16 protein-coding genes are annotated in these 21319 nt (G+C 58.5%); 9 read left to right on the plus strand and 7 right to left on the minus strand.

What is annotated here, in order from left to right:
• Nucleotides 1–348 precede the first annotated feature (348 nt).
• The 4 genes from ACUZ79_RS13490 to ACUZ79_RS13505 form a co-directional block, all read right to left on the minus strand.
• Nucleotides 349–3348 (minus strand): hypothetical protein, encoded by a 3000-nt coding sequence (locus tag ACUZ79_RS13490; RefSeq protein ID WP_449251903.1) that lies wholly within the window; start codon nucleotides 3346–3348, stop codon nucleotides 349–351.
• Nucleotides 3349–3874: 526 nt separating this feature from the next.
• Nucleotides 3875–4651, minus strand: a complete 777-nt coding sequence (locus ACUZ79_RS13495; RefSeq protein WP_449251904.1) for a hypothetical protein — start codon at nucleotides 4649–4651, stop codon at nucleotides 3875–3877.
• Nucleotides 4648–4992 carry a hypothetical protein gene (locus ACUZ79_RS13500; protein WP_449251905.1) on the minus strand — a complete coding sequence of 115 codons (345 nt, stop codon included), beginning with the start codon at nucleotides 4990–4992 and terminating at the stop codon, nucleotides 4648–4650. Before ACUZ79_RS13500 ends, ACUZ79_RS13495 begins: the two co-directional genes overlap by 4 nt.
• Nucleotides 4993–5000: 8 nt before the next feature.
• On the minus strand, nucleotides 5001–6275 hold the full coding sequence (locus ACUZ79_RS13505) for a YIP1 family protein (protein ID WP_449251906.1): 1275 nt from the start codon (nucleotides 6273–6275) through the stop codon (nucleotides 5001–5003).
• Nucleotides 6276–6630: 355 nt separating this feature from the next.
• Here ACUZ79_RS13505 and ACUZ79_RS13510 point away from each other — a divergent pair, with 355 nt between their 5' ends.
• Complete coding sequence (locus ACUZ79_RS13510) at nucleotides 6631–7851, plus strand: sodium:calcium antiporter (protein ID WP_240824912.1); 1221 nt, start codon at nucleotides 6631–6633, stop codon at nucleotides 7849–7851.
• Nucleotides 7852–7954: 103 nt separating this feature from the next.
• Nucleotides 7955–8923 carry an RsiV family protein gene (locus ACUZ79_RS13515; protein ID WP_449251907.1) on the plus strand — a complete coding sequence of 323 codons (969 nt, stop codon included), beginning with the start codon at nucleotides 7955–7957 and terminating at the stop codon, nucleotides 8921–8923.
• A gap of 83 nt (nucleotides 8924–9006) precedes the next feature.
• Here the strand turns inward: ACUZ79_RS13515 and uvrC are convergent, their stop codons facing one another.
• Nucleotides 9007–10896 (minus strand): excinuclease ABC subunit UvrC, encoded by a 1890-nt coding sequence (uvrC, locus tag ACUZ79_RS13520; protein ID WP_449251908.1) that lies wholly within the window; start codon nucleotides 10894–10896, stop codon nucleotides 9007–9009.
• A gap of 136 nt (nucleotides 10897–11032) precedes the next feature.
• Entirely contained in the window at nucleotides 11033–12244 is a 1212-nt protein-coding gene (gene trpB / locus ACUZ79_RS13525) for a tryptophan synthase subunit beta (RefSeq protein ID WP_449251909.1), read from the minus strand.
• A 277-nt stretch (nucleotides 12245–12521) separates the two neighbouring features.
• On the opposite strand from trpB, the gene ACUZ79_RS13530 reads away from it, so the two are divergent.
• On the plus strand, nucleotides 12522–13316 hold the full coding sequence (locus ACUZ79_RS13530; protein ID WP_449251910.1) for an FAD-dependent thymidylate synthase: 795 nt from the start codon (nucleotides 12522–12524) through the stop codon (nucleotides 13314–13316).
• An 84-nt stretch (nucleotides 13317–13400) separates the two neighbouring features.
• Here ACUZ79_RS13530 and ACUZ79_RS13535 read toward each other — a convergent pair whose 3' ends face one another.
• Nucleotides 13401–14711 carry an O-antigen ligase family protein gene (locus tag ACUZ79_RS13535; protein WP_240824907.1) on the minus strand — a complete coding sequence of 437 codons (1311 nt, stop codon included), beginning with the start codon at nucleotides 14709–14711 and terminating at the stop codon, nucleotides 13401–13403.
• Nucleotides 14712–14900: 189 nt separating this feature from the next.
• Between ACUZ79_RS13535 and ACUZ79_RS13540 the strand changes: the two genes are divergently transcribed.
• The 6 genes from ACUZ79_RS13540 (at nucleotide 14901) to ACUZ79_RS13565 (ending at nucleotide 20380) form a co-directional block, all read left to right on the plus strand.
• Nucleotides 14901–15584, plus strand: coding sequence for an NYN domain-containing protein (locus ACUZ79_RS13540; RefSeq protein WP_449251911.1), 684 nt, complete (start codon nucleotides 14901–14903; stop codon nucleotides 15582–15584).
• A gap of 248 nt (nucleotides 15585–15832) precedes the next feature.
• Nucleotides 15833–16576, plus strand: coding sequence for a basic amino acid ABC transporter substrate-binding protein (locus tag ACUZ79_RS13545; RefSeq protein WP_215648050.1), 744 nt, complete (start codon nucleotides 15833–15835; stop codon nucleotides 16574–16576).
• Between the two features lie 64 nt (nucleotides 16577–16640).
• Nucleotides 16641–17384 (plus strand): basic amino acid ABC transporter substrate-binding protein, encoded by a 744-nt coding sequence (locus tag ACUZ79_RS13550; RefSeq protein WP_240824904.1) that lies wholly within the window; start codon nucleotides 16641–16643, stop codon nucleotides 17382–17384.
• Between the two features lie 174 nt (nucleotides 17385–17558).
• Nucleotides 17559–18359 carry an amino acid ABC transporter permease gene (locus ACUZ79_RS13555; protein WP_240824903.1) on the plus strand — a complete coding sequence of 267 codons (801 nt, stop codon included), beginning with the start codon at nucleotides 17559–17561 and terminating at the stop codon, nucleotides 18357–18359.
• Nucleotides 18346–19092, plus strand: a complete 747-nt coding sequence (locus ACUZ79_RS13560; protein ID WP_276612890.1) for an amino acid ABC transporter ATP-binding protein — start codon at nucleotides 18346–18348, stop codon at nucleotides 19090–19092. Before ACUZ79_RS13555 ends, ACUZ79_RS13560 begins: the two co-directional genes overlap by 14 nt.
• A 139-nt stretch (nucleotides 19093–19231) precedes the next feature.
• Nucleotides 19232–20380, plus strand: a complete 1149-nt coding sequence (locus ACUZ79_RS13565) for a tRNA-specific 2-thiouridylase (RefSeq protein WP_449251912.1) — start codon at nucleotides 19232–19234, stop codon at nucleotides 20378–20380.
• Nucleotides 20381–21319 lie beyond the last annotated feature (939 nt).

Below are 21319 nucleotides of genomic sequence, written 5' to 3' on the forward strand. Positions count from 1 at the left end.
TGCACAAGCACATCTTTGATTGATTGACCACACAATGCACTCGCTTAAAATAAAAACGTGAAAAAACAGATCACTAACAGTTTTACCTTGTACTTTTGCCGCAACAACAAAAAACCACCGGAGCAAGCGTACCTGCAACGGTGGTTTGAAGACGGGAACCGCGTCGTTCCCATACTTCCGGTGTGTACTGGCGCTGCCTGTCAGGCAGGAGCGCCCTGTGCCCGGCGCAAAGGCAAAAGCCGCGCCCGCTGTATGATTTTATTCAGATGATGCCCGCGTAGCAGGCAATACCTGTTCCCTTGCTATCCTTTGCCTACTCTGGCCTTCCGGTATCGGCGGCGATCGGTTTCAGAAGGTTACCGGCTCCCGCATCTTTCCCGGACGGCACAGGCGGCTTAACCGCCTCAGATATTCTTTCCGCTTATCGAGGTAAAAAGCCAGTGGCCGGGAGAAATTACGTCCAAGCAATCCGTCCACCAGCATCTGGCTGACCTCGCGCTCACGCGTCAGCACAAGCTGCGCCCGTGCAAGCACATTGCGGTCAGCCTCAGGCATGGTTCTGGCAATCTGCCGGAATGCATCCTGCGCACGTGGCTGGTAGAACCATATATACATGAGGTCAAGGGCGTTAATGATGAAAGCCCGTTCAAGCTCCTTGCCCATCACCCCGCCGCTGCCCTGCAGGCCGCCGGGTTTCGCAAGCTTGATCAGTGCGTCTTCGTCAGGAAACAGCAATTCCAGCCGCGTGTAGCAGTCAAAAACATTGGCAAGCTTGCTGCGATAATCCCATCTGCGCATGCGCAGGTTTACCTGGCTGTCCGCATAACCTTCAATGAGAGCGGCAACCGAATCCGAGGCCATCTTGGAAATAACCGCAGCGCTCGGCACAAGATACATGGCCGGATTATCCACCCCAAGCAGAAAGGCCACCTGATACAGCACCCAGTTGTACAGCGACGACACGGGGATGGCCAGAAGGCTACGGAACAGATTGCCGATGGATGTTTCTTTGGGAAAACCGCGAAACACATTGTGCGCGCACAAATAAATGCCGTTAACGAGGCTGAGCACGCCAAACACCACCCAGGGATTCTGGGCCGCTGTGATGCCAAGTGTTTTATCGAGCAGCAGCACACGCACCAGCATTTCGAGCAGTAGCACCGAAAAACCCGTGAACATGAGGGAATCGCACAAGCGGCTCACGTTGACCTGATCTTTCCAGTGAATGAGCGTGGAGCGCGTCGCCCCCTTGGCGGCCATGACCATTTGCACCACGTTACGGAACCCGGTGATGCCAAACCAGATAAAGGTGCCGCACCAGGCGAGGAACCACCAGTTCTGCGTGTACATAAAGGAGAAAAACGCCGGGCAGAAGCCCATGAGCACCTTGAGGCAGTTGCTCACAAAGCTGTTGAAATATGCTGGCCCCAGAGATTCGCTGCTGCCCTTTTCGCAGGTTTTGCCCAGCAGGCCGTTGCCGCAGGCAAGGCTCAAGCCGCCAAGGTTGAGCACGTTGCCCTTGGTGCAGATGCGAAAGTCCACGCTGGCGGTCTTCCAGACAGACTGGCGTTCCATACCCAGATGGCGGCAGCCGGGCAGATGGCGCAACAGGCGCAAGGCCTTTTGCCAGGGCGAAGGATTGCGGGGTTTGCTGTAACGCACGCATTCTTCAACCGGCGAACACACGGGAATATCCGGCTGCTTTTGATCCCTTGCGTAAAATTTGCGGCTGCGGGCGGGCAGGGTCTCGCGCAGCACAAAACCCATGCCATAAGAATCACGGCTTACCGAGCTTGTGCCAAGGCGTGAACCAAGGGGCTTGTTGCGATAGTGCTCCCACAATTTCGGCACGTTGTGCAGAATATGGCGGAACTTTGCCGCGCGCTCCTCGTCCTGGGTGCTCATGCGGCGTACCATCGTGCGGATCATCTGCTTCACACGCGGGCCAAGCCCTTCATTGAGAGCTTGCTGCAACTCGCTGATAGCCTTGAGGCAGGAGTGTTTGCCTTCCATCCAGCCGCGCATGTTGAAAATTTCCAGATGGCTGATGCTGCCCCGGCTGTCCCACAAAAGTTCCGCCACGTCTTCCACGCTCAGCCCCTTGGTGGTCAGCACAAGGCGGTAGCCGGGGTTCAGTTCGGAAAGTTCGCGGGTAATATCACCCACAGAAAGCTGCATGAGCGGCGGCAGGTCGCCGTGCGCGCAGGGTTTGTTGAGGTCGGGCATTTCCGGGTGTTCCAGGGGGGAAAGCCAGTGGTCGGCGATGTATTCAGCGCTCAGGTTATCCAGAAAAACCAGTTCGGCCCTGGCCTCCTCGCTATCGCTCTCGCGCAGCAGGGCTGCGCGTTCACGCAACGATGGCTGCACATGCGCATGCAGCGCCTCGGCAAGATGCAGGCCAGAGGCCTGCCCCCGGCCCACATGCCGCGAAAACCCCTCGCCGGTCAGTTCCGGCACAGTTACTCCCCACTGGGCTTCAAGCTGTGGACGCTGAATTTCGTTCCAGAGTGCAAGGCTTTCGAGCACGCGTTCACGCCGCCAGCGCAGCACCTCGCGGCCCCGCTTCATAAGTTCGGCAACCTTGGGGCTGTGCAAAAACTCCAGAAAATCCTCGTTGGAGCTGAAGCCACGGGGAATCCAGAACAGGCTGATGAATCGCCCGTAAAAAGGCAGATGAAATTCCAGGCCGATACGCACGCCGATACCGGTGATTTCCGCTGCACGCAGAATTTCACGCGCTGCCTCGGGCTGCACCCAGTATTCATAGGCCACGGTAAGGGAACGCATCCCTTTGATCCACGCGTCCATGATCAGATGGGTGGGGGTTTTGCGCCCCTTGGTGTTGGCGTCATACACATGGTCGTCAAAGGCAAGCTGATTCCAGCTTTCGGGCATTTCAGGCAGGTGATAGCGCGCAAGCATGCGGCGCACCACGCGCGGCGTACCCTGCACGGTGCGGCGAAAGTCGTGCGCCAGCTTGAGCTGCTCAAGCTGGTTGCCGTGGGCGCGCACCATGCTCTTCATGATCTGCATGAGGGCGCGCGCAGTATTGCGCCGCAGGGCCGAGTGGGCACTGTTGAGCACTTCGTCATACAGGGTCTTGAGGGCAAGCAGACGGTCGCGAGCCTGTGTACGGCCCGCCTGAAGGTTGCGCAGCAGGTTTATGACGGCATACGCCATACGCGACACAGGCGAGGCCACCAGTTCCTTGATGCCGTGCGGATGCAGGCTGGGATCAAAAAGAAATGTGTCCGACTGTTTGCCGTCGGATTCCAGAATACGGTTGACCAGAGCCAGGATGTCCCTGTCCTGCTTGTCAAAATAAAGACCTTGCATCTTCGCGCACACGGCGGATCTCCTTTCTGCCGCTTCCCATTCAGCCAAATCCATTGGGGGAATGATCGGCAAGGAACTGTTCCCACATATTTGCACGGCCTTTTGCTGGCAAAAGGCCGAACCCAAGACGGATGCGGCGCGGTGAAGCAGCGCGCAACCTGCTTGTGACGGAGTGAACAGCCCTAGTATTTCTTATTACTTACCCTGTGACAATGGCTTCGTCAAACAGAGCTTTTTCCTTACCACTCAAAAAGTTAGGAGCGGGGCATCACTACCCCGCTCCTGTTTGATGGCAAAACCCGCATGACGGGCTATAAGCTTATCGGCGGCGACAAAACAGCCTTGCCGAAAAGATCAAAAGCCAGAATGTCAAAGCCGCGACTCAAAGCTTATCCTTCCAATATTTCAGACAGTATCCGCCTTTGTACGACAAACCAGCCCACAAGGTAAACCTGAAACTACAGTTGCCCACCCCACAGAAAGTTCAAAAAAGTACAACCATGCGCCATGTGAGAAACGGCAACGGATTACTCTACACCTAAAAGGCCTTTGTGCCAAACACCGTATCCCAGAACGACTTTTCCTTGGACGAAGGATCAACCCAGGCCAGAACCTCGCGGCCCATATCCCACGCCAGCGAGCGGGCGATAAAGCCCGAGGGGTCGCCGGGATTGCGCTCCCTGATGGAGAAAAGATAAAAATCGTGCACCTGTCGGGCTTCCATCAGGCCACCCTGCGCCATGGACCAGAGCAAGGTGCCGGAGCGCGCGTCGTACACTTCCATAGCCAACGAAAGCGAGCTTGAGCCGGTGCTGCCGCCGTCCATGTAGTGATTGATGTACCCCCCGACCACCATTTCCGCACCGCGCTGGCGGGCCAGAGCTATGGCGCGGGAGGGTTCATACGGCGCGCCCTGCGGCGCATACTCAAGGGCCTGAAAGGCATTGAGCGAAAGCCAGACCTGCCATATCTGCCGTGAAAGCATCTCGCTGAAGCTCACGGCATTGGCTATCTGCTGCGTGGCACGCAAAGGCACGAACAGGGCGCGGGGTCGCCGCCCCAGAACCATCTGCGGAGCCACGTAAATGGCAGGAGGCTGACGCCGCACAAAGTTGTTTATCTGCAACTGAAAAGGCGTGCCAAAGTCGCCGGTGACGCTCACAGACCTGCGGCTGTCGTCCGGCGGCGAAGAGCAGCCGCCCAGAAGCGTAAACAAAAGCGTTGCCAGAACTGTAGCTGCGACCAGCGCAAGTGGCCCGCGCTGGCGCGACACCGCGCCGCCCAAGCCGCAAAACCGAGTATACAGATGGTTCATTGCGTTTTCTCCGAGGCCAGACATGCGTTTTGCATGGAATCGAGCAGCTTTTCCCTGGCCTGCGCCAGGCTGTCGTGCAGATCGCGGCGTTTTTCTGCCGGGATGGTGCAAAACGAGGTCTGGCGGGTCATCTGCACAAGGCTGCGCATTTCCCGCTCCAACTGGGCCAGATGGAGCGATTCCGCTTCCGTCAGCGCAATACTTCTTCCGGCCAGTTCCGCCAGATGCCCAAGGTCTTCGGCCTTGGCGCGAATGGTGTCTGGCCTGATGCTTGCGCCATATTTACGACCATTGCGAAATTCATGCCAGAATAGCGCAATTTTTCGCCAAAAGCGGGCCATGGCAATCCTCAGAATTGGGCAGCCTTCATCACCTGCAACAACAGCGGCGCGAGCAGCAGCACAACAGGGGCAAAACCCATGAAGGTCTGCGGCCACGTAAGATTAAGAACCGTGCGGCAACCCACAAGGACGCAGGCAACCATCCAGATAAAGCCAACAATGGAACCCAGCAAAGGCACCACGCACAGCAAAGAGGGGGCCGCCGCATAGGCCGCCACCTGAAACACCAGCGAGAATTCGGGCCTTTTGCCAGTTATAAAGCCATAGGTAAAATGCATCAGCGCCGTCAGCACATAGAGCTGCACCACAGAAACGCCTGTTTTGATCAGGATGGTCATGGGCAGGCTGAGCTGGGGCGAAAGCAGGATGAGCATTTTTTCCAGCTCGGGGTCAGAGGCGGCGCTGGGTGCCATGAGCGAAAGAAAGATGCCCGACCAGACCCTTTCAATAACAACCTGAATCACGCTGATGATCAGATAGAACACCAGCGGCCGCACCTGCGAGGATTCAGCCCGCATATGGGCAAAAAAGTTGTGTGCGCCAAACATGACCCGCATGCAGGTGTGATAAAAGGCGGGTATCCAGCCATCAGGTTCAGGCGCGGCATCCCAGGGATTGGCCGGGCCGTGCTGAGCATCGTCCTGACTGGCGTCGTGGTCGTTTTCAAAACGCGCAGACTCACGCGCATAGGCCGCGCTGGCGTTACGGCTTTCATCAGCATCATCGTCAGCAGGGCCAAAAAGTCCGCGCTGCGAATTACGTTTCTGCTGATTGTCGTCATCCCTTTCGCCAGCACGCTTTTCACTGCTTTTGTCATCGCGCTGGCCAAAAATATTTTTGCCGCCCAGCAGCCCCCACAGATTACCTATATGCTTTTCTTCTCCAGCATCCGCCTGGGGGAATTTTCTGCCAGACTGCGGCTTTTGCGCGGGTTCACGGTTCGCGTCCCGCTCGTCATCCGAATAGGAAGGTTTCTGCACGGAATGACCGGGAACAATGGCCCCAGGGGGCAATGGATCATCATCGCCCGACTGCCAGGCTCCCCGCCCATGCGGTTCCGCACCCAACTTTTCAGGCCGCGCAGCGGCGACTTGGGAATCACCGTTGTGTGCAGGATTTTCAATGGGGTGTTCCGGTTCGGACAGCACATCCATGACGCCAACGCCGGGAACCAGACGGAACCGGCAGGCGCAGTGCGGGCATGTAGCTATAACTGCCTTGGAGGGCAGACGATCGGCGGGCAATTCGCGGCTGAAGCCGCAACGCGGGCAAGTAATATTCACAAAGAGCTCCTAGGCTGGCCGACTACGCCGGCACATAATTCATCGTCACTTTAGCCGCAGGCACCCATACTGGCAAGTGCCGCCTGCCCCCTTGCAACAATGCGGCGCATGGTTCGGACAGCAAAGCCTGTGTCCCTGACTATGCAGCGCTGCATGCCGCTGAGCGCCCGGTGGAATTGTTGACAGCACCGTGAACAACGTCTATTTTGGCAGTTCAAGGGGAGTAACTGGGTTCTTGAAACCCGGGCGACATCAACAGCATGGCCTCAGGCCTGGTGTCGCCGTCGGTACAGCCGATTAGTGAGACCTTGGCGTTACATCGCCAAGGTCTTTTTTATTTTTTAAGGAGAACAGCATGACCATTCGCGCACTGCGCCCCTACATCATTGCCGTGGGCATGACCCTGCCAGGCATTGGGCTACGTTTTCTGCACCCTGACGTTTCGCCGCTTCTGGTGGCCCTGCTCTCGGGCATGGCCATTCTGGGCGCATCCTTTCTGCTCACCTGGGCGTGCGAAGTGGCCCAGATGGACATTCCGCAGGCTGTAGCCGTGGCTGTGGTGGCCTTTATCGCCGTGCTGCCCGAATATGCCGTGGACATGTACTTTACCTGGATGGCAGGCCAGCACCCCGAAAGCGCGTACTCCCACTACGCCATTGCCAACATGACCGGGGCCAACAGGCTGCTCATCGGCGTAGGCTGGTCGGCCATTGTACTTGTTTTTGCCAGACGGTTCCATTCGGGGGTGTCCCTGCCGGACGACAAACGCACGGACGTACTCTTTCTCGGCCTGGCAACCATTTACGCCCTGTTTATTCCGCTCAAGGGTTCGCTGACCTGGGTTGACGGCGCAGTGCTGCTGGGTATCTATATCTGGTACATCTGCATTATCGCCCGCAGACCCGTGGAAGAGGAAGAACCCGAAGGCCCCGCAGCCCTGCTGGCCCATTTTGCCAAAAAGGTGCGCCTGCGCAGCGTTATCCTTATTTTCCTTTTTTCGGCGCTGGTCATTTTGTGCAATGCCGAGCCCTTCAGCGAAAGTCTGGTTGCCAGCGGAAAACTGCTGGGCATCAACGAATTTTTGCTGGTGCAATGGCTTGCGCCTCTTGCCTCTGAATCTCCCGAGTTCATCATTGCCCTCATGTTTGCCGCGCGGGGCAATGCTTCACTGGCTCTGGGCAGCCTGCTTTCGTCCAAACTGAACCAGTGGACCCTGCTTGTGGGCATGATCCCCGGCGTCTACGCCGCGTCATCCGGCTCGCTTTCACCTTCCATAAACCTTGACACTCACCAGTTTCAGGAAATACTACTGACCGCCGGGCAGTCCCTTTTTGCCGTGGCCCTGCTGGTGGATCTGCGCCTGCATGTACGCGAGGCCCTGTGGCTGTTCATTCTGTTTGCAGCCCAGTTGCTCTCGCCTCTCTACGACACCCAGGTTGAAGCCCTGCTGGGGCTTGCGCACGATCCTTTACGCCTGCACTATTTCTTTGCGCAGGTGTATCTGGTGCTGGCGGCAGTGCTGCTGCTCAGAAACTGGCGCGGCCTTCTGCGCCTGCGTGAAGGATTCAAGGTTTAAAGCTATTGTATTTACCGCCCGCATGTGTTCCTGTGCCAGCACATGCGGGCTTTGCCGCGAAACCCCGTCGGTCAGACTTTTCTGACCGCTACAATGGATGAATATGCCCCGCCTAGTCTTTTTTCTGCTTCTGCTTTTGCCGCTGCTGGCATGCGCGCAAGCCGCCCTTGCCGCCCGCCTGCCCGAAGTGCAGGCAACGGGATCACTAAAAGCTGAAACTCCGGCTCAGGGCATTAAAATAATACCGGCCCGCAAGGATTCCGCGAACACGCCTGCCACTTCGCTGGCCGCTGCAGACCCCAATGCGGGTGCGGGCCAGATCCCCCAGCCAGTGGCCAATGCGGACAAAGACAGCCCTGCCGCGACAGATGCCGCACCAGCGCTGAAAGCTGTGGAAAAAGCGGATGAAAAGACTGCGGCAGCCATCATTTCCGGTTCGCGCCGCCCTGGCATCATTGAACACCAGATCGTGCGCACCAACCGGGAAGACAAGCCGGATATCAATCTCAGCTATCCCTCGGTCGGCATCCGCTCTGTTGACGCCAATATCCGCGAATGGGCCACGGGCATAGCCGACGCCTTTGAAGAAACCTTCAATTCTCCCGGTCTGTACCCGGATGAAAACCGCCCGGTTCCTGAACTGTGGTGTTCCTATTCTCTAAGCCATCCTTCGGACAAGGCGCTGAGCATCACCTTTGAAGTCTGGACCTACACGGGCGGCGCACAGGGCAATCTGGACATCATGACCCTGAACTACAGCCTGCTGACAGGCCAACGCCTTGGACTGGTGGATATTTTTGAAGACCCGGACGCGGCCCTTGCCATCATGTCCGCATGGTCGCGCAGGGAGCTTTTCCAGCGTCTGGGCGGCATGCGTCAGGAGCAGTACCTGCGAACAGGTCTTAATCCCGTGCCGGAAAACTTCGCCAGCCTGACCCTGACGCCCTCGGGCATACGCATCAACTTTCAGCCCTATCAGGTGGCCCCTGGCATGGCTGGCGCGCAGAAGGTGGAAATCCCCATTGAAGAACTCCAGCCTGCGCATCCCCTGATGCTGCTCTGGGGCAAATAACGCCCCTCGCCGTAGCGCGCTCATATATGCAAAAAGCCCCTTCCGGGGCTTTTTTTGTGAGCAGTCGTCAGTGCCTGCGGCCATCAATCCAGACCGCGTAACTTTTCGCGCAGCAGAGCGGCCTTGGCAGGGCCGATGCCGGGAATCTTGCACAAATCCTCCACCCCTGCGGCCCGCATGGCCTCAACACTGCCAAAGTTGTCCCAGAGCAGGCGCGCCGTGGCAGGGCCGATGCCCGGCAGACGCATCAGCTCGCCAGACAAAGCAGCACCTTGCCGCGCCCGGCGGTGTCGGCCAATGGCAAAGCGGTGGGTGTTGTCGCGCACGTTCTGCAAAAACAGCAGTTCCGGGCCGCCCTCGCGCAGGGGCAGCGGATTTGCGCGGTTGGGCACAAAAATTCTGTCAGCTACATTGCCTGCGCGGCGGTCGGCATGGCCCTCCTCATCCCTGGCCTTGGCAATGGCCGCGAGGGCAAACATATCTTCCTGCCCTGCCTCGCGCAGAGCGCGCTGCACGGAGCCGAGCTGCCCGCGCCCACCGTCTATGAGCAGCAAATCCGGCCACGGCGGGCCGCTCTCAATTCTACGCGACACCCAGGCGTACAGGGTTGCGTAGTCATCTCCGCTGTCGGGCATGGCATAGGCCCGATACTGCGAGCGTTCGGGCTTGCCGTCCTCAAAAACAACCATACCCACGCGGGTCTGTTGCCCGCCAGTGTGAGACACGTCCACGCATTCAATCCGTATGGGCGGGCCGGGCAGGTGCAGGGCCTTTGCCAGACGCTCCAGAATGTTCTGATCCGTCTTCTGTTCCTGACGGCGGGCTTCCTCCCGTGCGTTTGCCTGCGCAAGGTCTATGAGCTGGTTGTCGCCCGCATTCTGCGGCGGCACAATGCGCACGGCTCCGCCCCGGCGGTCTGCAAGAGTCTGCTCCAGAGTTTCGCGGGTTGATGCGCCGCTTTCGCCTGCCTGTCCGTTACTGTCAATTGTCTTGTCGCCTTCTTCTGCTGGCTCCTCTTCCTGATCGGCGGGAATCCAGGGCAGCAGGATACGCGGGGGCGGCGTGGCCTGACTGTAATACTGCCCCATGAACGACCACAAAAGCTCCGGCGCGTCTTCAAAGGTCAGGCCCGACCAGTAAAAAGCCCGCCCGTCCGTCACCGCCCCGTTACGCACAAAGATAAGCCCCAGCGCCAGACCCTTGTCCGCAGAGAACAGGCCCACCACGTCCATGTCGCCGCCGCCGGGCAGCACGGCGGCCTGCCGCTCAACAGTGCTTTCCACTGCGCGGATCTGGTCGCGCAGGCTGGCGGCCCTTTCAAATTCCAGTTCTTCGGCGGCCTGTTCCATGGCGGCGCGTAGCCCGCCAAGCAGCTCGGCGGAACGCCCCTGAAGCAGATCCGTCACCTTGCGCACATTTTCGTTGTATTCCTGCGATGTCACCATGCCCATGCAGGGCGCCGGGCATTGCCCCATAAAATGATACAGGCAGGGGCGCACGCGGTTTTTCATGGCCTTGTCGGTGCAGCGCCGCAGGGCAAAGGCGCGGTGGATGAGCTTCCACGTTTCACGCGCCGCCAGAGCGGATGTGAACGGGCCAAAATAACGCGCGCCATCGCGCCGCGCCTGCCGCACGATTTCCAGCCGGGGAAAGGGATGCTTGGGATTGATGCGAAAAAGCACGTACTGTTTGTCGTCGCGCAGCACGATGTTGTAGTGCGGCCTGTGCTTTTTGATGCAACTGGCTTCCAGCAGCAGGGCCTCTTTTTCCGTGGTGGTGGTCAGATACTCAATGCTTTCGGCATGCGAAAGCATGGCCCGCGTTTTGGCGGGCAGCCCCTCTGGCCGAAAATAGGAGAGCACCCGGCGGCGCAGCACGCGCGCCTTGCCCACATAGATAATGCGGCCCTTGGCGTCCTTGTACAGGTAAACACCGGGAGTAATGGGAATGCTGGATGATTCGGGCTTCTGCATGACAAAAAGAATGGGGAGTTAAAGAAAAAAAGCAAGTGCGGGGGAAAAAGCCAAAAGGCTTCCTTCCCCCGCGCTCCTCCTGCAAAACTGGCGGGCGTCTGCTCACACAGCCGCCAGAGCAATTTTAAGAATTGCCCTAAATCAGGCCCTTCTGCATCATTTCGGCAACCTGGGCCACGTCCTTGTCGCCACGGCCAGAGAGGTTCACCAGCAAAATGCCGTCCACAGGCATGGCGGGGGCCATCTTCATGGCGTGGGCCAGCGCGTGGGAAGATTCCAGCGCCGGAATGATGCCTTCATGCCGCGAAAGGGCAAAAAATGCGTTCAGGGCTTCCTTGTCTGTCACGCTGACGTATTCGGCGCGGCCCATATCCTTGAGCAGTGCGTGTTCCGGCCCCACTGAGGGGTAATCAAGCCCGGCGGAAATGGAATACACTTCGCCCGCCTCGCCCGCAGGATCCTTGATCATATAGGAATTGAAACCGTGCATGACACCGGGTTCGCCAAGGCAGAGGGATGCGGCATGTTCGCCGTAGCTGTTGCCGCGACCGCCGGGTTCCACGCCCACAAGGCGCACGTCCGTATCGTCAAGAAAACCCGCGAACAGGCCGATGGCGTTGGAACCGCCGCCCACGCAGCCAAGGCAGGCATCGGGCAGGCGGCCCGTTTCGGTCAGCATCTGGGCACGGGCCTCGCGCCCAACCACCGACTGAAAAACACGCACCATATAAGGGTATGGATGGGGGCCAACGGCAGAGCCTAGCACATAGAACATTTCCGGATCTTCAATCCACATGCCCAGGGCTTCGTCCACGGCTTCCTTGAGGGTGCGCTGACCACTCTTGGCCGCCACCACGCGCGAGCCGAGCATCTCCATACGGATAACATTGAGGTGCTGGCGCTCAATATCCACTTCACCCATGCAGATGGTGCATTCCAGCCCCATCAGGGCTGCTGTGGCCGCTGTGGCGACACCGTGCTGGCCTGCGCCGGTTTCTGCGATAACGCGCTTCTTGCCCATGCGTTTTGCCAGCAGGCACTGTCCAAGGGTATTGTTGATCTTGTGCGCGCCCAGATGGTTGAGGTCTTCACGCTTGAGCCATATCTGCGCGCCGCCAAGGTGACGGCTCAGGTTGGCGCAGTGAAATACCGGATTGGGCCGCCCTGTGTAGTGGGAGCAAAGATAGTCCAGCTCTTTCTGGAAGGACGGATCCGCCTCGGCGGCCTTCATGGCTTCGGCCACTTCGTCCAGACGGGCCTTGAGAGGCTCGGGTACGAACTGCCCGCCGTAGGCCCCAAAAAAGCCCTTGCTGTCAGGAATGCCGTAAGGGGCGGAATGCTGGCTCATGCGATCTCCTTCTTCATGCTGGGTTTCTGCAATATCTGCGGCCTGCGCGGTTTTCAGCCTATGAATGGCCATCCGGCGGCGGCATTTCAAAAAACTCCGTCACTCTGGCGTGTTGCCCGCGCCATGTCAAGATGCCGCCCCAAATACCCGCTCAGGGCGGGCCTTTTTTGATATCTCCGTGTTTTGCGTAGTGCAGTACGCAACCTTGCCCGCAGGGGCGCTTTGCCCTATAGTCTGCCTCTGTTGTACTGACCCATATTAGATTAGGCGGAAATCCATGCTTGACGAAAAATACACTGGCAACGGCAAGGTTGTGTTGCTGGCAGGCGGCGGAAAAATCTATACGGATATCGCCGCCCGGTTTGTGCGCAGTGAGCGCGATCTGGAAGAAATCGTGGCCTCGCCTTACTCGCGCCAGATAGTGCAGAATATTCTCGATTCGGGCCACAGGGCCGCGCTGGAGTTCGACTTTTTTCTCTTTGGCGTCGAGGGCTATTCGCGCGTTACCGAAACCCAGCTTGTGCGCAAGCGGCTGGCCTCGTACCTCATCAAATCCGGGCGGGCGGAACTGGGCGGCAAGCGCCGCTATTCCGTGGTGTATCCGCGCAGCGTTGCCGAATTTTCCGCGCAGGTGACCCTGCCCGACGGGCACACGGCAACCCTCAGCGGGCACGATCTGGCTGACATTTCACGCCAGTGGTATGATGCTGGCCTTGACGCGGGCCTGCCTGAAGAAGACTTGCGCTACCTGAAGCCACAGGCCACGGAATTCAAGGCCATCATCGGCATGAACGCCCACGCCCTGCTCGACTGGTTTGCCATCCGCTGCTGCCGCAACGCACAGCACGAAATTCGCCATCTGGCGTGGCAGATACTGCGCCTCAGCCGCAAGGCCGCGCCCGACCTCTTTGCAGGGGCTGGCCCAAGCTGCGTGCAAATGGGCTATTGCCCTGAAAACAAGCGCCAGCACACACGGTGCGTGGGCCGCGTGCTCACCAAGGAGCAGGCGCTTGAAATGCTGCGCTCGCATGGCGGGCAGCAGACCAGCGCTGAAGACTTTACCGATCAGTAAGGCTTTCCCAAAAGGCTTGCAAAAGAGAATGCGGTTCCACATACAGTGTGTGGAACCGCATTCTCTTTTGCTCGTATGGGACTCTTAAAAGAATGTTTTGCCCACCGCTACGGCTTCATCCTGACGCGCCTGCTCGGCCAGGTCTTCCGGGGCGGCGTCCAGACCGTTGACCACAGCCCCGATCATGACCCCAAGGTGGCTCATGGCAAGGCCCAACCACCAGATGCGGTAAAAGTCATGTCCAAAGATGCCGTTGACAAGCCAACCGCCAAAACCGATCCAGAACCAGGCAGTCAAGCGCCAGTAGATGCTGGGGCTTTTGCTTTCAAGCTCTGCCAGCAGGCGCGGGCGTATACGCTTGTAGCCCCACCAGATAAAGCCCAGCAGAAAAATCATACCCAGCACAAAGCCAACAATACCATGCGCGTACAGCATATCCAGATAAAGGTTGTGCGGATGGCTGATGGTGATAACGTCTTTTTCAGGCGCAAGACCGAGCGCGCGGAAGGCCTCGTTATAACGGCCCGCTCCGGCTCCCAGCCAGGGATGCTCACAAAACACCTGCCACGCCAGATGCCACAGGCTCCAGCGGCCATCGCTCTCCACCGCGCCCAGCCCGGCCCGCCCCTGCAGCAGGAGCACCGCCAGCAGAATGCCCAGCGAGCCCACGGCAAGTTTGAAGCGTCCACGGCCCCCGCGCAGCAGCACCCACAAACCAAAGGAAGCTGCCACAGCCAGCGCGCCGCTACGGCTGCTTGCGCCAATCAGCAGAAAAAACGCGGGCCAAAGCGTTGCGAACCACAGCAGGGCCGAAACCGCAGGCGAGAGGGCACGGCGCAAGATGAACCAGAGGGAAAAGGCAGGGATGAGCGCCAGGGCTATGTAGTTGCCCACAGTGTAATCGCCGAGGCTCCCCGTGAGCCTGCCCGCATTAAGAGCATAGCCCATGATGAAATCCGTGCCGGTCAGCGCCTGATGCAGGCCGTCCAGCCCTTCCCAGAAGCAGGCCAGCGCACAGGCCCACACAAGGCGGCGCAGGTCTTTTTCGCTCCGCACGCATTCCATGCCGATGAACGGCAGAATAAAACCCTTGTTAATGCCTGTGCCCGCGTGGAGAAGTGAAGTCCATATGTGTTCTGAAAAAAACACGCCAATACCGATCATGGCCCACAGGCAATAAAAAAACGGACGCGCATCAAGCCTGTGCAAAACACTTTCTGCCCAGTTGTAGCGATAATAGAGCAACAAAAAAATAAAGCAGATGACTGGCAAGACCTCACGCGCACCGTACCCTATGGGAAAGGAGGCCAGCGAAATCCAGAACGACCAGAAAAGGCAACGATGCCACTGTACATCAGACGGATTGCGCAGTGCGCAAAGCAGGTGCTCCCGCACGTGCAAACCCTGTTTTTTTGCTTCATTATATATATTCAGCACAGCTCATGCGCCCTTTGTTTGGATACAGATTATGGCGCAAGGTGTATCCGTTGGCGGGCATAAATTCAAGTAGCCGTAAAGTCCTTGCATTAGGGGAACAGGCAAAATATACTTTTGCGATAAATTATTTCACCATTGAGGTATACTATGGCCAGATTTACCGGTTTTGACGAAGTATTCAGTGCTCTTTACGTTGACTTCGACAATATTTACACCCGCTTTCTTGAAATTGACCCCGAGGCTGCCAGGGCCTTTGGCTCTGTTCCATACCGGTGGGTGCGCTGGATTGAAAACCATGCGCTGCGCATTCTGTACGGCGAAGGCGTGCGCCGCCGCATCCTCAAACGCGTGTGTTACCTCAACCCCCAGCGCTATCAGGAATACCGCAATCCCTTCATCCGCAGCGCATTTCAGGTGGTGGACTGCCCGCCGCTGACCACACGCGGCAAAACCAGCACCGATATCCATCTGGTGATGGACTGCATGGACGACCTTTCCCACTCCACCCACTTTGACGAATTCATCATTCTTTCCGGCGATGCGGACTTTACCCCCCTGCTCATCCGCCTGCAGGAACATGCCCGCCGCACCCTGGTACTTTCTGTGGGCTATTCTTCGCCCGCCTATACGGCTGCGGCATCCTGGCGCATCCGCGAAGACTGGTTTTTGCAGCAGGCCCTGCGCGACGAGCGCGCCGATGATGTGGACGACCAGCCCATTCCTGTAGCGCCCGCACCATCCATTGCCCGCACCGCGCTTGTCGCGCCGCCCGCCCCCGAAAAGAATCCTGAGGATGAAGACGAAGGCCCAGCGCCCGGCAATGCGTGGTAAATACCCGCAAACTGTCAGTCCAACAGCCCGGAGCGCTTGACGCCGGGAGCCGCCAACGCTAAAAAGTGAGACGCTCTTTTCTGGTTGGTAGCCCGCCCTACTGGTGCACCCCGCGCTTACCGGCGAACCACGGACCGCCGCAGCCTGTAGCCGTTTTCAGTGATTACGGCCGCATGATTACGGCGCAGGCGTCCCCCATGACGCATACAGCGGCGGGCCTGAATCATAAAACCTGGTTAGGAGGTCCTATGTTTCGCCGTGTTATTCTTGCCCTGATTACCCTTGCCCTGCTCTGCGGGCCGGCGGCCGCCGCCGAAAAATTCATTGTTGCCAGCGACTGCACATGGCCCCCCATGGAAATGCTGGACGCCAACAAGCAGCCTGAAGGCTTCTCCACCGACTACCTCCGCGCCATGGGCAAAGCCGCAGGCTTTGAGGTTGAAGTGCGCAATATCGCGTGGGACGGCATTTTTGGCGGTGTGGCCACCGGACAGTACGACATCGTGGCTTCCTCGGTGACCATTACCCCCGAGCGTGAAAAGCAGTTTGACTTCTCCGCTCCTTACTATGAAGTGGTTCAGGCCGTGGTGCTGCCCGCTGGCAAGAGCATCAAGACCCTGGCCGACCTTAAGGGCAAGAAGGTCGGCGGCCAGATCGGCACCACCGGCATCTTTGTTATGCGCAAGGCCAATGTCAACGCGGACATCAAGGAATATGACGATGTGGGCCTGGCCATTCAGGACCTCGTGGGCGGCCGTCTTGACGCCGTTATCTGCGACGATCCGGTTGCCATGTACTATGTGAACAAAAAGCCTGACACCGCCGGCAAGCTGAACATTTCGTTCAAGGCCGACGAAAAGGAATACTATGGCTTCACCGTCCGCAAGGGCCGCAAGGACCTGGTGGAAAAGCTGAACAAGGGCATTGCCGCTGTGAAGGCTTCTGGCGAAGACCGCAAAATTGCTGAAAAGTGGCTTGGTAAATCCAACTAACGTTCCGTTTTCGCGGGGCGTTCGGGCTTGGCCTGGGCGCCCCGCCGTATTTTAAGGAGTGGACATGATCCGTCGTCTGTTGCTGGCCCTTGTTGCCGTTTCCCTTTTGTGCGGCCAGGCTATGGCTGCTGAAAAATTTGTTGTGGCCACCGACTGCACCTGGCCCCCCATGGAAATGCTGGATGCCAACAAGCAGCCTGAAGGTTTTGATGTGGACTTCATCAAAGCTGTCGCCAAGGCTGCCGGCTTTGAAGTTGACGTGCGCAACATCGCCTGGGACGGCATTTTCGGCGGTGTAGCCACCGGACAGTACGACATCGTAGCCTCCGCCACCACCATCACTGAAGAACGTCAGAAGCAGTTTGACTTCTCTGATCCCTATTATGAAGTGGCCCAGGCTGTGGTGCTGCCCGCTGGCAAGAGCATCAAGACCCTGGCCGACCTCAAGGGCAAGAAGGTCGGCGGCCAGATCGGCACCACCGGCGTGTTCGTTATCCGCAAGGCTGGCGTGACGGTTGATCTCAAGGAATACGACGATGTGGGCCTGGCCATTCAGGACATGTTGGGCGGACGCCTTGACGCCGTTATCTGCGATGACCCGGTTGCGCTCTACTACGTCAACAAAAAGGCCGACACCGCCGGCAAGCTGAACATTTCTTTCAAGACCGAAGAAAAGGAATACTACGGCTTTACCGTGCGCAAGGGCCGCCCGGATCTGGTGGAAAAGCTGAACAAGGGCATCAAGGCCGTGAAAGCTTCCGGCGTGGAAGCCCAGTTGCTCCAGAAATGGATGGGCGCTTCCAACTAGCTTGCTTTTTTTTGCGATATTTTGCTGGCTTCCGGGAAAACTCCCGGAAGCCATTGCACAAACCAGGGCAATGCCTTACACCACAGGGCCAGCCCGTTATAACCTGCGGCATCTCGAGACGGCCCAGCCCGTTGCCTGCCGCCAGCCTCAAACGCCTTGTCATGAAGGACTGCGATGCACGATAAAAAAGATGGAAGCAAAGGCAACATCATTATGGTCACGGATGGCGCGTCCATCCCCGACCCGCGTGAATGGCGCCTGATAAACGCATGGTCTATCGCCCTGGTGGGCGCGCTCGGCACCCTGTTTACCCTCTGTACGCTCTGGCCCGAGCCATACCTGCGCATTCTGCTTTACCTGCCGGACGGCATACTGATCACATTCAAGATCACCCTGCTTTCCATCTGCTGTGCGGTGCCGCTGGGGCTGCTCACAGGGCTTGGTCGCATTTCGGACAACCGCCTCATAAATCTCATCGCCTCCACCTATGTGGAAGTGATACGCGGCATCCCCCTGCTTGTGCAGATATTTTACATCTACTACGCACTCTCGCGCTTTGTGCAGGTGAGCGGCGTGACCTCTGCGGTGGTTGCCATCAGTTTTTGCTACGGCGCCTACATGGGCGAAGTGTTCCGCGCGGGCATCACGGCCATCAACAAGGGCCAGACTGAAGCCGCACGCTCGCTGGGCTTCAACCGCTACCAGACCATGCGCCTTGTGGTGCTGCCCCAGGCCATGCGCACCATTCTGCCCCCCGTGGGCAACGAATGTATCGCCATGCTCAAGGATACCTCGCTTGTATCCATCATGGCCGTGCCGGACATCATGCAACGCGCGCGCAGCTTTGTGGGCACCACATATCTGTATTTTGAGACCTACACCATAGTGGCAATTATGTATCTGATTATCACTCTTGTGCTCTCCAAGGCTGTGAGCATCATGGAATCCAGGCTGAACTACTATGACGGAAAATAGCGCCGCCCCCATTATCTCCATCAATCACGTCTGGAAGTACTTTGGTTCGCTGCCTGCCTTGCAGGATGTGAGTCTGGATATTGCTCCCGGCGAACGTGTGGTCATTATCGGCCCTTCCGGCTCCGGCAAGTCCACCCTGCTGCGTTCCATCAACAGACTGGAACAGATCGACCAGGGCAGCATTATTGTTCAGGGGCAGGATATCCAGAGCGATGAGAACAACATCAACGAGATGCGCCAGAATCTGGGCATGGTTTTCCAGCAGTTCAATCTTTTTCCGCACAAGACGGTACTGGAAAACCTCACTCTTGCCCCGCGCCACCTGCGCAAGCTCTCGCGCGAGGAGGCTGACGCCCGCGCCCTGAGTCTTCTCAAAAAGGTCGGCATCAGCGACAAGGCCAATGTGTACCCGGCCATGCTTTCGGGCGGGCAGCAGCAGCGTGTTGCCATTGCGCGCGCTCTGGCCATGCAGCCCTCCATCATGCTCTTTGACGAGCCTACATCAGCCCTTGACCCCGAAATGGTGGGCGAAGTGCTGGACGTTATGGTGAAGCTGGCAGAAGAAGGCATGACAATGGTTTGCGTAACCCACGAAATGGGCTTTGCGCGCACGGTCGCTGACCGCCTCATTTTTATGGACCAGGGCCAGATTGTGGAAATGGGCAAGCCCGAAATGCTTTTCACTGCCCCCCGCCATCCGCGCCTGCGGCAGTTCCTGAACCAGATTCTGTAGTTCGCTTTTGGGCAGGAGGGGCCATTGCCCGCAAGGGGTCCCTCCTGTCGTATCCCCTCCCTCTTTCCCGCCATCCCTTACGCGCTGCGTCAGCAGCTACGCCCTCCACGGCGAAAACTGCAAGGGAGTGAACAAATCCATGAACGCCCCCCATACACATAGCCCTACTGTAGCCGTTGCCGTGAGCGGCGGCGTGGACAGCCTGTGTGCAGTGGTCATGCTGCGCAATGCGGGTTTTCGCGTATTGGCCCTGCACGGTCTTTTTTTACCAGACGGCCCAACTGTCGCCCCCGCAGGGCTGGCCGAAGCCTGCGCCGCGCTAGGGGTTCCTCTGCATGTGGCCGACCTGCGCGCAGCCTTTCAGCGCGAAGTGCTGGCCCCCTTTGCCGCCGCCTATGCCCAGGGGCGCACCCCCAACCCCTGCGCCTACTGCAACCGGGCCATCAAGTTTGGCGTGCTGCTCGACACCGCCCTTGCTCTCGGTGCGGACAAGCTTGCCACCGGACACTACGCCCGCCTTGTTCCCGCCCCAGACGCGCCAACAACTGTGGGCGAGGATGAAACTTCCAAAGCCTATCCCCTGCTTGCCGCCGCTGCGGATGCCGCCAAGGATCAGAGCTATTTTCTCAGCCTTGTGCCGCGTCAACGGTTGAGCCGCGCCTTGTTTCCGCTTTACGGGCAGAACAAGGAGCAGACCCGCGCCATTGTGGCGGCAGCAGGGCTGGCAGTTCCCCTGCCGTCCGAGAGCCAGGATATCTGTTTTGCCCCGCCCACAGCGCAGGCTGGCATGTCTGCCGCAGAAGCCTATCGCCCCTTTTTGGAGCGGCACTGGCAGGCAGCTGGCACCATCGCGCCTGGGCCGGGGCCAGTGCTCTTGCTGGACGCTGCGGGCAACAGGCGCGAAATTGCCCAGCACAAAGGCCTGTGGCGCTATACGGAGGGGCAGCGCAAGGGCCTTGGCATCGCTCATACGGAGCCGCTTTTTGTGCTGACCAAGGACAGCGCCACCAACACACTTGTGGTCGGGCCGCGTGCTTTGCTGGGCATACGCACCTGCGTGACAGGGCCAGCAAATATCGCATTGCCGCCGCATCTTTGGCCTGACAGGTTGCTTGTACGGCTGCGGCATCGGCAGCGGCCATGCCCGGCGAGAGTGCAGGTAGAGGATGCGTGTCTGCGCATTATGCTGGCTGAACCTCAGTTTCCCACGGCGCCCGGTCAGGTGGCAGCGGTTTATGACGAAGAAGGCCGAGTGCTGGCTGCTGGCGTTGTGGAGGAGATGGCATAGGGCAAGAAGAAGAATTTCCCCATACGGTAGTGCGGGTGAGCCTGTCAGGCTGATTTACGCAAACCCGACTTTTACGGCCTGAATGCGTCAGCGCCGGGATTTTGATGCTCACGTACATGAGTACGCTGCGCTCAAAATCCCGGCGCTTCCTTTTCAGACCGCAAAAACCGTATTTTGCAAATTCGCCCAACACCAACCATCGCCTCCGCTACGCTCCGGCGAGTCTAAGGAAGGCGACTTCACGACCAGCTTTTGATGACGTGCCGAGTTCCAGTTGCGCGCAAGTTATCCGCCTTGCCCTAGCTGAATGAAACTCGATATTGTCATCTGCTCCCGTACCTAGCGAACGATTTCACCCCGCTTTTGTCACTTCAGCTACATCTCGACGACATTTGCCTTGACCCGCTGAAAATACTTTGCATACCGGACTGAGGGCTAACCGAGATCTCCAAGTGCCAATGATTGTCAGATTTAAAGAAAACACTGCAACGTCACAGTCACTGATGTTATCCAGCTGAAACGGAAAATCATCCAAAGCGAATGTGTACTCTGGCATTAACGCGGCGCGGAGGGAGATCACCTGAACGAGTGCAGCGAGTGAAGGAAGCTCCCGCAGCTACAGCCGCGTTGCCCTCGCCACGCGAAGGGAATTGAAGATTCCTCTTTGGGGGTGCTTCGGGGGGGATGCAAGGGGGGCCGAGAAGGGGGCGCAGCCCCATAACCGGCCCCGCCTTGCCGCGCGCCGCGCAGGCGTCCCAAGCTTCGCCGGAGGGCGAAATGGTGTGCCCGCAGGGCGACAAATACTCGCAACACCACGCGGGAAGGCGAAAACGCGCGCCGCGCAGGCGTCCCAAGCTTCGCCGGAGGGCGAAATGGTGTGCCCGCAGGGCGACAAATACTCGCAACACCACGCCGGGAAGGCGAAAACGCACGCCTCGC

Source organism: Desulfovibrio faecalis, assembly GCF_053570625.1.

What these genes read in the sequence shown, in the direction of transcription:
- ACUZ79_RS13495 (WP_449251904.1), bottom strand. Translation starts at nt 4,651, where the DNA reads ATGAACCATCTGTATACTCGGTTTTGCGGCTTGGGCGGCGCGGTGTCG.
- ACUZ79_RS13500 (WP_449251905.1), bottom strand. Translation starts at nt 4,992, where the DNA reads ATGGCCCGCTTTTGGCGAAAAATTGCGCTATTCTGGCATGAATTTCGC.
- ACUZ79_RS13510 (WP_240824912.1), top strand. Translation starts at nt 6,631, where the DNA reads ATGACCATTCGCGCACTGCGCCCCTACATCATTGCCGTGGGCATGACC.
- ACUZ79_RS13515 (WP_449251907.1), top strand. Translation starts at nt 7,955, where the DNA reads ATGCCCCGCCTAGTCTTTTTTCTGCTTCTGCTTTTGCCGCTGCTGGCA.
- uvrC (WP_449251908.1), bottom strand. Translation starts at nt 10,896, where the DNA reads ATGCAGAAGCCCGAATCATCCAGCATTCCCATTACTCCCGGTGTTTAC.
- trpB (WP_449251909.1), bottom strand. Translation starts at nt 12,244, where the DNA reads ATGAGCCAGCATTCCGCCCCTTACGGCATTCCTGACAGCAAGGGCTTT.
- ACUZ79_RS13530 (WP_449251910.1), top strand. Translation starts at nt 12,522, where the DNA reads ATGCTTGACGAAAAATACACTGGCAACGGCAAGGTTGTGTTGCTGGCA.
- ACUZ79_RS13540 (WP_449251911.1), top strand. Translation starts at nt 14,901, where the DNA reads ATGGCCAGATTTACCGGTTTTGACGAAGTATTCAGTGCTCTTTACGTT.
- ACUZ79_RS13545 (WP_215648050.1), top strand. Translation starts at nt 15,833, where the DNA reads ATGTTTCGCCGTGTTATTCTTGCCCTGATTACCCTTGCCCTGCTCTGC.
- ACUZ79_RS13550 (WP_240824904.1), top strand. Translation starts at nt 16,641, where the DNA reads ATGATCCGTCGTCTGTTGCTGGCCCTTGTTGCCGTTTCCCTTTTGTGC.
- ACUZ79_RS13555 (WP_240824903.1), top strand. Translation starts at nt 17,559, where the DNA reads ATGCACGATAAAAAAGATGGAAGCAAAGGCAACATCATTATGGTCACG.
- ACUZ79_RS13560 (WP_276612890.1), top strand. Translation starts at nt 18,346, where the DNA reads ATGACGGAAAATAGCGCCGCCCCCATTATCTCCATCAATCACGTCTGG.
- ACUZ79_RS13565 (WP_449251912.1), top strand. Translation starts at nt 19,232, where the DNA reads ATGAACGCCCCCCATACACATAGCCCTACTGTAGCCGTTGCCGTGAGC.